The organism is Nonomuraea longicatena (genome assembly GCF_039525605.1).
GTDB lineage: Bacteria > Actinomycetota > Actinomycetes > Streptosporangiales > Streptosporangiaceae > Nonomuraea > Nonomuraea longicatena.
In genome coordinates this window covers 278,406-290,934 of sequence record NZ_BAAAHQ010000015.1, presented here as the reverse complement: position 1 = coordinate 290,934, position 12,529 = coordinate 278,406, and the positions used below count along the sequence as shown (strand labels likewise).

At 73.1% G+C, this 12,529-nt stretch carries 11 protein-coding genes and 1 pseudogene; 9 read left to right on the top strand and 3 right to left on the bottom strand.

Annotation, left to right across the window (positions count from 1 at the left end; translation table 11 throughout):
* Positions 1–129: 129 nt before the first annotated feature.
* Entirely contained in the window at positions 130–279 is a 150-nt protein-coding gene (locus ABD120_RS16920) for a GPGG-motif small membrane protein (RefSeq protein WP_343950853.1), read from the top strand.
* Positions 280–536: 257 nt separating this feature from the next.
* A pseudogene (locus ABD120_RS16915) lies at positions 537–891 on the top strand (AAC(3) family N-acetyltransferase); the annotation flags it as partial.
* A gap of 180 nt (positions 892–1,071) precedes the next feature.
* Here ABD120_RS16915 and ABD120_RS16910 read toward each other — a convergent pair.
* Positions 1,072–1,944: a sensor histidine kinase gene (locus ABD120_RS16910; protein ID WP_343950852.1), complete on the bottom strand. Its 873-nt coding sequence runs from the start codon at positions 1,942–1,944 to the stop codon at positions 1,072–1,074.
* Between the two features lie 57 nt (positions 1,945–2,001).
* On the opposite strand from ABD120_RS16910, the gene ABD120_RS16905 reads away from it, so the two are divergent.
* From ABD120_RS16905 to ABD120_RS16890, 4 genes are all read left to right on the top strand, one after another.
* A complete protein-coding gene (locus ABD120_RS16905; RefSeq protein ID WP_343950851.1) occupies positions 2,002–2,544 on the top strand; it encodes an MFS transporter in 543 nt (180 codons plus the stop codon).
* 108 nt (positions 2,545–2,652) lie between these two features.
* The gene (locus ABD120_RS16900) at positions 2,653–3,642 is read left to right on the top strand and encodes a FecCD family ABC transporter permease (protein ID WP_425563983.1); all 990 of its coding nucleotides are present in this window, start codon (positions 2,653–2,655) and stop codon (positions 3,640–3,642) included.
* Entirely contained in the window at positions 3,643–4,422 is a 780-nt protein-coding gene (locus tag ABD120_RS16895; RefSeq protein ID WP_343950848.1) for an ABC transporter ATP-binding protein, read from the top strand.
* Positions 4,419–5,405 carry an ABC transporter substrate-binding protein gene (locus ABD120_RS16890; protein WP_343950846.1) on the top strand — a complete coding sequence of 329 codons (987 nt, stop codon included), beginning with the start codon at positions 4,419–4,421 and terminating at the stop codon, positions 5,403–5,405. Before ABD120_RS16895 ends, ABD120_RS16890 begins: the two co-directional genes overlap by 4 nt.
* Positions 5,406–5,590: 185 nt before the next feature.
* On the opposite strand, the gene ABD120_RS16885 is transcribed toward ABD120_RS16890, so the two are convergent.
* Both ABD120_RS16885 and ABD120_RS16880 read right to left on the bottom strand, forming a co-directional pair.
* The gene (locus ABD120_RS16885; RefSeq protein WP_343950845.1) at positions 5,591–6,244 is read right to left on the bottom strand and encodes a response regulator; all 654 of its coding nucleotides are present in this window, start codon (positions 6,242–6,244) and stop codon (positions 5,591–5,593) included.
* Between the two features lie 4 nt (positions 6,245–6,248).
* The gene (locus ABD120_RS16880; RefSeq protein ID WP_343950844.1) at positions 6,249–7,802 is read right to left on the bottom strand and encodes a sensor histidine kinase; all 1,554 of its coding nucleotides are present in this window, start codon (positions 7,800–7,802) and stop codon (positions 6,249–6,251) included.
* A gap of 92 nt (positions 7,803–7,894) precedes the next feature.
* Between ABD120_RS16880 and gad the strand changes: the two genes are divergently transcribed.
* From gad to ABD120_RS16865, 3 genes are all read left to right on the top strand, one after another.
* Positions 7,895–9,265 carry a glutamate decarboxylase gene (gene gad, locus ABD120_RS16875; protein ID WP_343950843.1) on the top strand — a complete coding sequence of 457 codons (1,371 nt, stop codon included), beginning with the start codon at positions 7,895–7,897 and terminating at the stop codon, positions 9,263–9,265.
* Between the two features lie 77 nt (positions 9,266–9,342).
* Positions 9,343–10,938, top strand: coding sequence for an FAD-binding oxidoreductase (locus ABD120_RS16870; protein ID WP_343950842.1), 1,596 nt, complete (start codon positions 9,343–9,345; stop codon positions 10,936–10,938).
* Between the two features lie 176 nt (positions 10,939–11,114).
* Positions 11,115–12,308: an MFS transporter gene (locus tag ABD120_RS16865; RefSeq protein ID WP_343950841.1), complete on the top strand. Its 1,194-nt coding sequence runs from the start codon at positions 11,115–11,117 to the stop codon at positions 12,306–12,308.
* Positions 12,309–12,529: the final 221 nt, after the last annotated feature.

Sequence of the window (12,529 nt, the reverse complement as noted above, 5' to 3'; positions counted from 1 at the left end):
ACACCCGCTCCTGCCTACGAGTCCGGCCGTCCAGCCGTGCGGAACGAGTTTTCCGGGTTCGCGGGTCCGAGGCAAGGCGCGGGCACCGCCCCGATGTTAAACGCCGCCTTCGGAGGGCAGTGCCGGGTCATGGCTACTTTGCTGTGGATTCTTGCGGTCGTCCTCGTCGTCTCCGGCGTCTACACGATCCTCGCCCGGCGGCAGCTCCTGTGGGGTGCCGTGCTGATCGTCGTCGGGCTGCTCGTCGGGCCGGGCGGGGTCAGCGTCTTCCATCCTTGAGCACACCACGAGATGCCCGGCGAGCCGGGAGGTGCGACGTTCGCGTTAGCGGACAAATCACTCGGGGCACGGGTTTCTCATGTTGTATAACAAGAAACAGTCATACTCCCGGAGCGTGCTGCACGTGCGCATCGGGCTGGCCGTCCTGGCGTTCCTGCTGGTCCTCGGGGCGGTGGGGCTGATCGTCGAGGTCCGGGCGATCACGGCGCTGGCCATCCCGCTGGCCGTCATCGCGGCCATCGACGTGACCTTCGCCGTACGCCGCAGGAAGGTACGCCGCTCCGAAGCGGCGGCCCGGAACCGGTCGCGCCCCGACACGGGATAGCACCGGCGGCGGCCGAACTGATGGACGAGCATCCGTGGGACGACCCGCACGGCCCCGGCAGCCCGCTGGCCCGCCTGGTCGCTCTGGGCGGCAGGGTGCTGTTGCTGGGCGCGCCGCTGGACACGCTCACGCTGCTGCACCACGCGGAGGCGCTGGCCGAGGCTCCCGGCAAGCGGTTCGTGGACTACGAGCAGCCGATCCTGGTGGACGGCGAGCGCGTGTGGCGCAGGTTCCACGACATCGACTCGGAGGAGGGCGCCTTCGACTACTCGGCGGTCGTGCCGGACGAGGAGGCGTTCACTCTCTTCATGCGGCGACCCTAGGAAGAGGGTCCCCGTCGGCGGCGTCCCCTCAGGAGCGGGACCGGGGGGCCTCGCCGAGCACCCGGAGGTCGGGCTGGGCGGCGAGCAGGGCGGAGAACCCGGCCCTGATCATCGCCTGGTCGTCCGCCACCAGCACCGTGATCATCACTCGTCTCCTTTCGGCAACCACGCCCGTACGGCGAAGCCGCCCCCGTCCACGACACCGGTCGTGAGCCCGCCGCCCAGCGCCGCCACCCGCTCCCGCATGCCGATCAGCCCCAGGCCGGAGCCCGGCTGCGCCACGACCCCACCGGCCGAGGGCGCGTTCTCCACCTCGATCACCAGCGTGCCGGCGTCATCGCGGACGGCGACGCTGGTGGCGGCGCCCGGTGCGTGCCTGACCACGTTGCTCAGCGCCTCCTGGACGATCCGGTAGGCGGTCAGCGAGTGGACCGGGGTCGGCTCGGCCGTCTCGCAGGCGAGGGTCACCGGCAGGCCCGCCCGGCGTACCGTGTCGACGAGCGCGCCGAGGTCGGACAGGCCGGGCTGCGGCGCGGTCTCCGGCGCAACGTCGGTGCCGCGCAGGGCGCCGAGCAGGTGGCGCATGTCGCGCAGCGCCTCGCGGGCGGCGCCGCCGAGGTCGGCGAACTCCCTGGCGGCCCCCTCCCCCACCCCGCCGTCGATCCGGTACGGCGCGCTGGCGGCCCGCACCGCGATCACCGACATGTGGTGGGCGACCATGTCGTGGAGTTCGCGGGCGATGCGGGCGCGCTCTTCGAGGACCTGCCGCCGCCCGAACTCCGCCGCCACCCGCAGGGTGTCGCGGCGCCGCAGGGTCCTGAGGTGGCCGAGGTAGCCGGCGATCAGCGCGGCGGGGACGGACAGGGCGCCGAACCCGGCCTCGCCGGCGAAGATCACCGCGTTGAGGACGGTCAGGAGGGCGGCGAAGACGGCGAAGGGCCACAGGCGCAGCAACGGCCGCTCGCTGCCGGGGGCCGAGGGTACGCGCACGTCGAGCGCATGCCGTAACACCCCCATGGCAGTCACCCTACCCGCCCTCCTCTGACCGGTCCGGTTCGTGGCATGATGCGTGGGATGCCCGCCGACCCGACCCTGCGCGCCGCCCGTTCGGCGGTCTTCGCCGTGGTGTGCGCGGGACTGGCGGCGGCCGCCCACCTCATGGGCGGCGGCACCGTGCCCCTCCAGGCGTTCGTCCTGGCGGTGGGCGGGGGCCTGGCGATCGGCCTGGCCGCCACGGGCCGCGAGCGCCCGCTTCCGGCGATCATGGTGGTGCTCGCCTCCGGGCAGCTCGGTTCCCACCTGCTGTTCTCCTCTCTCGACCCCGCGCCCGCCGTCCACGTGAGCGAGCCGCACTCGGGGCTCTCGCCGGGTCTCGGCATGTTGCTCCTGCACACGCTCGCGACCGTGCTGACCGCGTGGTGGCTGGAGCGGGGCGAGGTCGCGCTGTGGGCGCTGCTGCGCAGGCTGGCCGCCCACGTCGTCTGGTACCTGTGCCGCCACGACGTCTCACCGACCCGGGCGGAACCGCGCCCGGTCGAGCCGGAGCGGGTCGCGGCCGACGCCGTACCCCTGTGGCTGTCGCACGCGCTGGTGCGGCGCGGTCCTCCCGCCGCCTGAGCGACTCCTGCCACCGCGACGACCACAGGCGGCCGTCCTGGGCTGCCCCATGCCCGAGAGGACCTCATGTCGAGAACCGGCACGCTGCTGCCGATTCTATTGATCGTTTTGTTGCTTTCCGTCCTGGCCGGGATCTCCCTCGGCCCGTCCGTCGTCCCCCTCGACGAGGCCGCCCGCCACCTGGGCGCGGCGCTCTTCGGCGGGACCATCGGCGCGGACGAGGTCACCGGCTACTCCATCGTGTGGGACGTCCGCACGCCGCGCGTGCTGCTGGCGGCCGTCGTCGGCGCCGGGCTCGGCGTCGTCGGCGTCGCCGTCCAGGCGCTGGTGCGCAACGCGCTGGCCGACCCGTTCGTGCTCGGCATCTCCTCCGGCGCCTCCGTCGGGGCGACCGCCGTGGTGGTGTTCGGGCTGTTTGCGAGCCTCGGAGTGTACGCGCTGTCGGCGGCGGCCTTCCTCGGCGCGCTCGGCGCGACGGCCCTCGTGTACCTGGCCGCCCGCGGGCCGCTCGGGCTGACGCCGCTGCGGCTGGTGCTGACCGGGGTGGCGCTCGCGTACGGGTTCCAGGCGCTGATGAGCGTCCTGGTGTTCCTGTCGCCCAACGGGCAGGCCGCGCGCACGGTGCTGTTCTGGCTGCTCGGCAGCCTCGGCGGGGCGACCTGGCAGTCGTTGCCGCCGGTCACGGCGGGCGTGGTGGTGACCGTGCTGGTGCTGCTGCGGCACTCGCGGGCGCTGGACGTGCTGTCGCTGGGCGACGAGAGCGCCGCCAGCCTCGGCGTGGACGCCGAGCGCGTACGGCGGGGCCTGTTCCTGCTCACCGCGATGGCGACCGGCCTGATCGTGGCCGTCAGCGGCGCTATCGCCTTCGTCGGGCTGGTGCTGCCGCACCTGGTGCGGATGGTGGTCGGCTCGTCGCACCGCCGGGTGCTGGCCGTCACGCCCCTGGCGGGGGCGGTGTTCATGGTGTGGGTGGACCTGCTCGCGCGCACCCTGGCGGCGCCGGAGGAACTGCCGCTCGGCGTTCTCACGGCGCTGGTGGGCGTGCCGGTGTTCGTCGTGCTGATCCGCCGTCGCGGCTACCTGTTCGGAGGCCGGTAGATGATCCTTTCCCTGCGTTCCCTGTCGGTCGAGCGGGCGGGCCGCGCCCTCGTCGAACGCCTCGACCTCGACGTCGCCCCCGGCCAGATCGTCGGGATCGTCGGCCCGAACGGCAGCGGCAAGTCCACCGCGTTGCGCTGCGTCTACCGGGCGCTGCGCCCGTCCTCCGGCGCCGTCCTGCTGGACGGCGCCGACCTGGGCACGCTGTCGCTGCGGGACAGCGCCCGCTCGGTCGCGGCGCTCACCCAGGACAGCCACGCCGAACTCGACTTCACCGTCGAGGAGGTGGTCGCCCTCGGCCGGACGCCGCACGCGCGCGGCAACCGCGCGCTCGACGCCCGCGAGCGCGAACTGTGCGCCGGGGCCATGGCCCGCATGGACGTCTCCCACCTGGCCGGCCGCAGCGTGCTGACGCTGTCCGGCGGCGAGCGGCAGCGGGTGCTCGTGGCCCGCGCGCTGGTCCAGGAGCCGCGCCTGCTGGTCCTCGACGAGCCCACCAACCACCTGGACGTGCGCCACCAGGTGGCGCTGCTGTCCTTCCTGCGCGGCTCCGGCCTGACCGTGCTGGCCGCGCTGCACGACCTCAACCTCGCCGCCGCCGTCTGCGACCGCGTCGCCGTGCTGCGTGCCGGCTCGCTGGTCGCCACCGGCGCACCGGCGGAGGTTCTCACCCCAGAGCTGGTCGAGGACGTCTTCGGCGTCTCGGTCACGGTCGTCGCGCATCCGCGCACCGGGGCCCTCCAGCTTCTCTACGACCTCCCCGGAGGAGTCCGCACATGATCATGAAACGTCCCGCCTCGCTCGCGCTGGCGGCGCTGCTGCTCACGGGCTGCGGCGCCAGTGTGACCCCCTCAGCGGCGTCGCCGACCACCGTCACCGTCTCCAACTGCGGCCAGGACGTGGCCTACGCGCCCCCGCAGCGCGCCCTCGCCTACGACGTGAGCGGCGCGGAGAAGATGTTCGCGCTCGGTCTCGCCGACCGGATGCGCGGCTACGTCATGAACGCCCTCGGCGACCCCGCCATCGCCGGATCCCCGTGGAAGGCGGACTACGCCAAGGTCGAACGGCTCGGCACCGAGCGCATCACCCGCGAGATCGTCGTCGCCGCGAAGGCCGACTGGGTGCTGGCCGGATGGAACTCGGGCTTCAGCGAGGAGCGGGGCATCACCCCCGCGCTGCTGCGGGAGAACGGCATCGCCAGCTACCTGCACACCGAGACCTGCTGGGGGTACGGCGGCGCCGGCCTCGACGTGCCGCCGCTGGAGGCGCTGTACACCGACCTGGCCAACATCGGGCGCGTCTTCGGCGTGGAGGAGCGCGCCACCGCGCTCGTCGCCGAGTTGAAGGGCCGGATCGCCGCCCTCAGGAAGACCTGGCCTGCGGGCGGTTCACCGGCCCGGGTGTTCGTCTACGACTCCGGCACCGACCAGCCGTTCACGGCCGGGCGCCACGCCGCGCCGCACGACGTCATCGAGTCGGCGGGGGGCGTGAACGTCTTCGCCGACCTGCGCAAGGGCTGGACGACGGTCGGCTGGGAGCCGGTGGTGAAGGCCAGGCCGGAGGTCATCGTGATCGTCGACTACGCCGACCGGCCCGCGAAGGACAAGATCGCCTTCCTGGAGTCGCTGCCGCAACTCCGCTCGATCCCCGCAGTGCAGAACCGGCGCTACCTGGTCATGTCGTACGGCGACGCGGTCAGCGGCCCCCGCAACGTCAAGGCGGCCGAGGATCTCGGCGCCTACCTGCGCTCGATCGGCCGCTGACCCGCCACTGACCGGCCGCTGACCGGCCGGCAGCGGGCGAGGCGGCGGGCGGGGCGGTGGCGGGCGGGGTGAGCGCGCCGAGGCCGACGGCGGAGGCGGCCAGCAGCGCGGTGAGGGTCTGGAGCATGGCTCCCACCCTGGAGACGACACGCCCGGTCCGGTATCTGCCGATCGGCCGTGCCGTGTCAACGATCGGCCAGGATCCCGGCGTCGTGGGCGATGATCGCCGCCTGCACCCGGTTGCCGCAGCCGAGCTTGGCGAGGATGCGGCTGACGTGGGTCTTCACCGTCCCCTCCCCCATGTACAGGTCCTTGGCGATCTCGGCGTTGGAGCGCCCGGCACCGAGCAGCAGCAGCACCTCGCGTTCCTTCTTCGACAGCCCCTCGACGAGCCGGCCGGCGTCCCTGCCGCTCTGGCCGACGTAGCGGTCGATGAGGCAGCGGGTGAGCTGGGGGGCGAGGATGGCGTGCCCGCCCGCCACGGTGCGGACCGCGTGGATGAGCTCCTGCGGGCCGGTGTCCTTGAGCAGGAAGCCCGCCGCGCCCGCGCGGAGCGCCTCGGCCAGGTTGTCCTCCTCGCCGAACGTGGTCAGGACGAGCGTCTTCACGCCGGGGGCCGCGCGGGCGAGTTCGGCGACGGCGGCCAGGCCGTCCATGACGGGCATGCGGATGTCGAGCAGCGCCACGTCCACGGTGTGGGCGAGCGCCTGGGCGACGGCCTCCGCGCCGTCGGCGGCCTCCGCCACCACCCGGACGTCGTCGGCGTGCTCCAGGATGAGCCGGACGCCGGTCCGGAGCAGGGCCTCGTCGTCGGCGAGCAGGACGCGGATGGGTGGCATGCCGTCATTCTCCCCGGCCGGAGGAGCCGACGTGGACGGTGATGACCCGCCGGTCCACGATGCGGCCGCCGCCGACGCAGTAGCGGGCGACGCGCACCGGGTCGGCGGCGATGTCGTAGCCCGCGTAGAAGTACCAGCAGTGCGAGCCCGGCGGGCGGGGCGGCTCGTGCCCGGCGACGGCGAGTTCGGCGACCGGCTCCGAGTCGACGGCCGAGCGGCGGAACCCGGCGTCGGACATGCCCAGCTCGATCATGGCGACGCGCGACGGCATCGGCAGGTAGGACACCACGGCGATGAGCAGCACCGCGACCGCCGCGAGGGCGGCGGCGTGCACCCCGTACCCGCTCACCCGCTGCCATCGGCCCGGCCGCCGCCCGGCCGCGCCGGGCGGCGCGGCCGGCGCGCTCTCCTCCTCGGTACGGGTGCCGTCCCAGGGCAGCACGGCCCGCACCAGGAACCCGCCTTCCGGGGTGGGCCCGGCCGCGAACGTGCCGCCGAGCAGGCGCACCCGCTCGGCGAGCCCGGTCAGTCCGGTGCCGCCGCTCCGCTCCCGCCGGGGCCCGGCGGGCCGGTCGTTCTCCACGCGGACGGCGAGCCCGCCGGGCTCGTGGCACACCTCGACCGCGCAGGAGGCGCCGGGCGCGTGCCGGTGCAGGTTCGTCAGCGACTCGCGCACCAGCCGGTGGGCGGCGATGCGGACGGCCCGGTGCTCCCCGCCGATGTCCGGCCCGCTCCAGGCGAAGGCCACCGGGGTGCCGGTCGCTCGTGACTCGGCCGCGAGTGCTTCGAGGTCGGCGCGGGTGCCGGTGGCGTCGGTGACGCCGTCGCCGGGCCGGTCGGTGCGCAGGACGTCGAGGACGGTCCGCAGTTCGCTCATCGCCGTGGCCGCCGTGTCGCGCACCAGGCGGGCGCGTTCGGCCAGCGGCGGGTCGGCGCTGAGTTCCAGACCGCCCGCGTACAGGGACACGAGGCTCAGGCGGTGGCCGATGAGGTCGTGCATCTCCTGGGCGATCCGGGAGCGTTCCAGCAGGCGGGCCTGGGCGGCGGTCAGTTCGTGGGCGCGTTCGAGGACCTCGTTGCGCTCCCGCAGGGCGCGCAGCAGGCGTTCGCGCTGGACGAGGACGAGGCCGAGCAGGGCGGGCAGGGCGACGCAGACCAGCGAGATCGTGACGCTCACCACGGCGATCTGGCGCCAGGTGTGCGGCGGGGCCAGCAGCAGGGACAGCCCGACCGGAAGCGCGGCGGCCACGACATAGGTCTTGACCGGGGCACGGGCGGCGGCGGCGTAGGCGATGACCGCCACGGCGACGCCGGTCTCGATGAAGCGCCCGAACAGCAGTGCCGCCGCCAGCAGCGCCAGGGTGGGCAGGCGGCGCCGTACGAGGACCAGGGCGACGGCGAGCCCGGCGGCGAGGGCCAGGGGCGCGGGGTCGGCGAGCGTCGTCATGGTGGGCCAGGTCAGCCAGACGGCGTGGTGGGCCAGCAGCGCCGTCAGCAGCGCGACCCCGGCCGCGAGACCGGCCTCGGCGGCCACCCGGTATCGGACTTCGGAGGACATGGCCCCATTTTCGCCAACTCTCCGAATCCGGACACTCATGGGTTGAAGCCGCAGACCGGAAGGTATGACCCCAGGTGAGGGGGCGATTCACGATGGCACTGCACGCTGTCACCGGCACCGAGTCCTGGAAGGACGATGTCTACACGACGCCGCTCAGTGAGAACGCGCTGCCGAAGTTCCGGCTGCCCGACACCGAGAACGACCCGTGGGCCGTCTACGAACTGCTGCGCTCGGAACTCCTCCTCGACGGCAACGCCGCCCAGAACCTCGCCACGTTCTGCACCACGTGGAACGACGAGCAGGTGCACCGGCTCATGGACACGAGCCTCAACAAGAACATGATCGACAAGGACGAGTACCCGCAGACCGCCGAGATCGAACGGCGCTGCGTGCAGATCCTCGCCGACCTGTGGAACTCCCCCGAGGGGCACGCCACCATGGGCTGCTCCACCACCGGCTCCAGCGAGGCCGCCATGCTCGGCGGACTCGCGCTGAAATGGCGCTGGCGCGAGCGCCGCCGCAAGGCGGGCAAACCCACCGACCGGCCCAATCTGGTGTGCGGGCCCGTCCAGATCTGCTGGGAGAAGTTCGCCCGCTACTTCGACGTCGAACTACGCCAGGTGCCCCTGGAGCCGAACGCGACCGGCCTGCAGCCCCACCAGCTCCGCTCGTACGTCGACGAGAACACGATCGGCGTCGTCGCCATCCTCGGCGTCACCTTCACCTGCGACTACGAGCCCGTCGCGGAACTCGCCGCGGAGCTGGACGCGATCCAGGCCGACACCGGCCTCGACGTGCCCATCCATGTGGACGCCGCCTCCGGCGGCTTCGTCGCGCCGTTCGTGCAGCCGGAGCTCGCCTGGGACTTCCGCGTCGAACGGGTCGCCTCGATCAACTCCTCCGGTCACAAGTACGGCCTGGCCCCGCTCGGCGTCGGCTGGATCGTGTGGCGCACGGCCCGGATGCTGCCCGACGACCTGGTGTTCCGGGTCAGCTACCTGGGCGGCGACATGCCGACGTTCGCGCTGAACTTCTCCCGGCCCGGCGGCGAGATCATCGCCCAGTACTACCTGCTGCTGCGCCTGGGCCGCGACGGCTACCGCAAGGTCCACCAGGCGTGCGCGGACTCCGCCCGCTACCTCGGCGAGCGGATCGCCGACCTGGGCCTGTTCACGCTGTTGTACGACGGCACCGGCGGCCTGCCCGGCGTCTCCTACACGCTGGCCGCCCCCGCCGACGGGTGGACCCTCTACGATCTCACCGAGCAGTTGCGCACCAGGGGCTGGCAGGTACCGGCCTACCCGCTGCCGCCCGCCAGGCAGGACACCGTCATCCAGCGGGTGCTGGTCAGGCACGGCGTCGGCCGCGACGAGGTGGCGCTGCTCGCCGACGATCTCGGCCGCTCGGTCGAGCGGCTGCGCAGGGGCGCGGGCGCCCCGCAGCGCCCCGGTTTCCACCACTGAAGGGTGTCCCTAGGTCCACCCCTGTCGTGCAGCGAGGTGCATTCTCCTGGCCGCCACGCGCGCCTAGCGTCGAACGCATGAGCGAGGTAACCCGCAGGGGGTTCATCGGAAGCACGGCCGTCGTCGGAGGCGGCATCGCAGCGGCGGGCCTGGCGCCCGCAGGGGCGGCGCACGCCCAGAAGGCGGCCGTGAAGGCGGTCGTGGTCCGGCCGGACGACCCCAGATACGAGGACCTGGCGGTCCGCAGGACCAATGAGCGCTTCCAGCCGCGTCCCGAGTACTTCCACGTCGTCGGCTCGACCGAGCAGGTGGTCGGGGCCGTCCAGGAGGCGGTGCGGGCCGGGCGGCGGGTCACCGTACGCAGTGGGGGGCACTGCTACGAGAACTTCGTCGGCGAGGGCGCGCAGGTGGTGATCGACCTGTGCGAGATGAACGAGGTCCGCTTCGACGAGAAGCGCGGGGCGTTCCTCGTCGAGGCGGGGGCCACGCTGATGCAGACGTACCGGACCCTCTACCTCGGCTGGGGGGTGACGCTGCCCGGCGGGCAATGCGGGGGCGTGTCCGCCGGCGGGCACATCGCGGGCGGCGGCTACGGGCCGCTGTCCAGGCTCCACGGGCTCACCGTCGACTACCTTGAAGCGGTCGAGGTCGTGGTCGTGGACCGCGGCGGTCGGGCCCGCGCCGTCGTCGCCACCCGCGACCCGGACGACCCCCACCACGACCTGTGGTGGGCCCACACCGGCGGAGGGGGCGGCAACTTCGGCGTCGTCACCCGCTACTGGCTGCGCGATCCGGCCGCGCGCGGCCGCGACCCCCGCACGCTGCTGCCCAAGCCGCCCGCGTCGGTCCTGTCGGGCATCGCGATCTGGTCGTGGAAGGACCTGAGCCGCGAGTCCTTCCGCAGGCTGCTGCGCAACCACGGCGAATGGCACGAACGCAACAGCGCGGCGGGGACGCCGGCGGCGGCCCTGTGGGGCTCGCTGCTGATCCCCGGCCGCAAGCCCGGCGCCGACCCCGGCGGGATCGTCATGCCGACGCAGGTGGACGCGGGCGTGCGCGGCGCGCGCGAACTGCTCGACGGCTACTTCGCCACCGTCGCCGAGGGGGTGACGCCGCAGGTGTTCGTCCCGCCGTACACGACCATGCCGTGGTTCAAGGCCGTCCGTACGCTCTCGCTCGGCGCCGAGTCCGAGCAGGGGCGCTACAAGGGCAAGTCCGCCTACCTGCGCAGCCGCCTGACCGACCGGCAGGCCGACGTCGCCTACGACCACCTCGACCGGCCGCACGGGCTGCTGTGGCTGTTGTCGTACGGCGGGCGGGTCAACACCGTCGCGCCGGGGGCCACCGCGACCGTGGAACGCTCGTCGATGCTCAAGATGCTGCATCTCGGCAACTGGGAGGAGGGCCAGGACGGGAAGGAGCAGCTCGCGTGGGTGCGGAGCTTCCACCGCGACACCTTCGCCGGGACCGGCGGGGTGCCGGTGCCGGGCGGCAACTGCGGCGGCGCCTACATCAACTACCCGGACATCGACCACGCCGACCCGGACTGGAACACCTCGGGGGCGCCGTGGTCGACCCTCTACTACGGCGACAACTACGCGCGGCTGCAGCGGGTGAAACGGCGCTGGGATCCGCGAAACGTCTTCCACCACGCCCTGTCGGTCAGGGGCTAGCGGCCGTTACCCTAAGCGGTCGAACAGCAGTCGAGCGGCCGGAGGTACACATGAGCAGCGAGCATCCCGTCACCGCTTCCAAGCGGGGGCGCGCCCGCTGAGTTCGCGCAGGCAGGCGCTCCCGCTGGGGGCGGTCAGCAGTCGATGACCGTTTCTCATGATCGAGGAGCTCTGTTTTGCGTGCTCTCAGGTCCGCGCGTCTCGGCGCGGACTTCACCAGGTTGTGGGCCGCCTCCGCCGTGTCGAACCTCGGCGACGGCATCACCCTCGCGGCCGGCCCGCTGCTCGTCGCCTCCCTGACCGGCGAGCCGTTGCTGGTCGCCGGCGCGGCCTTCGCCCAGCAACTGCCCTGGCTGCTCGTGGCGCCGCTCAGCGGCGTCTACGTCGACCGGCTCGACCGGCGGCGGCTGATCATCGTCGTCAACGTCCTCAGAGGGCTGGCGGTGGCCGGGCTGGCGGTGGCGATCGCCGCTTCCGCGGTGTCCATTCCGCTCATCTACGCGGTGTTCTTCCTGCTCGGCGTGGGTGAGACGCTCGCGGACACCGCGTTCGGCGCCCTGATTCCCGCGACGGTCGCCGCCGACCGGCTGACGATCGCGAACTCGCGCCTGGCCACCACCACCGTGCTGGGCAACCAGATCCTGTCCAAGCCGCTCGGCGGGTGGCTGTTCGCCTCGGCGGCGGCGCTGCCGTTCGCGGTGGACGCGATCACCTTCCTGGCCGGGGCGGCGCTGATCGCGGCCATGCGGGTCCGGCCGCCACGTGGCACGGCGACGGGCCGTGTCCGCGAGGACGTGCGGGCCGGGCTGCGGTGGCTGTGGCGGCACCGGCTGCTGCGGACGCTGGCGGTCACGATGGGGGTGGCGAACGTGGCCTTCTGCGCCGCGTTCGCCGTCTTCGCACTGCTGGCGCGGGAGCGGCTGGGGCTGGCTGCGGCGGGGTACGGGTTCCTGCTCGCGGCGTTCGGCGTGGGCGGGCTGGTCGGCGGGTTCCTGTCCGCCCGGGTGCAGCGGGCCGTACCGGCCAGGGTGCTGCTGCGCGGCGGGCTGGTGGTGGAGGTCGTCACGCACGCCGTGCTCGCGGCCACCACCGAGCCGCTGCTCGCGGGCGCCGTCCTCGCGGTGTTCGGGGCGCACGGCGTCAATTGGGGGATCATCGTCGCCACGCTGTTGCAGCGGTCGGTGCCCGACGGGCTGCGCGGCCGGGTCGGCAGCGTGTACTCGCTGGTCCAGGTGGGTGGCGCGGCGGCCGGTTCGCTGCTCGGCGGGCTGGTGGGCCAGGTGGCGGGCGTCACCGCGACCTTCTGGGCCGCGTCGGCCGCGATGGCGGCGATCACGGTGGTGTCCTGGAGGCCGCTGGCCGCCGCCTGATGCGGGGTTCCCGCCCGGTTCCACCCGGAGCCGGGCGGGCGCCTGACCGGACCCGAATGGGGAACAGAAGACAAGATAGACCGCCAAAAGCGACTCAACGCCCTTAATCCTTTTTATCCGATATTGGGGTGACGCATAAGGATTTGCCGGGCAAGGGGCTGGTAGAAGACCATCCCGCGAAAGGATGACACCATGCCTCGGGGATCAAGCCCGAAACACAA

What these genes read in the sequence shown, in the direction of transcription:
- ABD120_RS16920 (WP_343950853.1), top strand. Translation starts at nt 130, where the DNA reads ATGGCTACTTTGCTGTGGATTCTTGCGGTCGTCCTCGTCGTCTCCGGC.
- ABD120_RS16910 (WP_343950852.1), bottom strand. Translation starts at nt 1,944, where the DNA reads ATGGGGGTGTTACGGCATGCGCTCGACGTGCGCGTACCCTCGGCCCCC.
- ABD120_RS16905 (WP_343950851.1), top strand. Translation starts at nt 2,002, where the DNA reads ATGCCCGCCGACCCGACCCTGCGCGCCGCCCGTTCGGCGGTCTTCGCC.
- ABD120_RS16895 (WP_343950848.1), top strand. Translation starts at nt 3,643, where the DNA reads ATGATCCTTTCCCTGCGTTCCCTGTCGGTCGAGCGGGCGGGCCGCGCC.
- ABD120_RS16890 (WP_343950846.1), top strand. Translation starts at nt 4,419, where the DNA reads ATGATCATGAAACGTCCCGCCTCGCTCGCGCTGGCGGCGCTGCTGCTC.
- ABD120_RS16885 (WP_343950845.1), bottom strand. Translation starts at nt 6,244, where the DNA reads ATGCCACCCATCCGCGTCCTGCTCGCCGACGACGAGGCCCTGCTCCGG.
- ABD120_RS16880 (WP_343950844.1), bottom strand. Translation starts at nt 7,802, where the DNA reads ATGTCCTCCGAAGTCCGATACCGGGTGGCCGCCGAGGCCGGTCTCGCG.
- gad (WP_343950843.1), top strand. Translation starts at nt 7,895, where the DNA reads ATGGCACTGCACGCTGTCACCGGCACCGAGTCCTGGAAGGACGATGTC.
- ABD120_RS16870 (WP_343950842.1), top strand. Translation starts at nt 9,343, where the DNA reads ATGAGCGAGGTAACCCGCAGGGGGTTCATCGGAAGCACGGCCGTCGTC.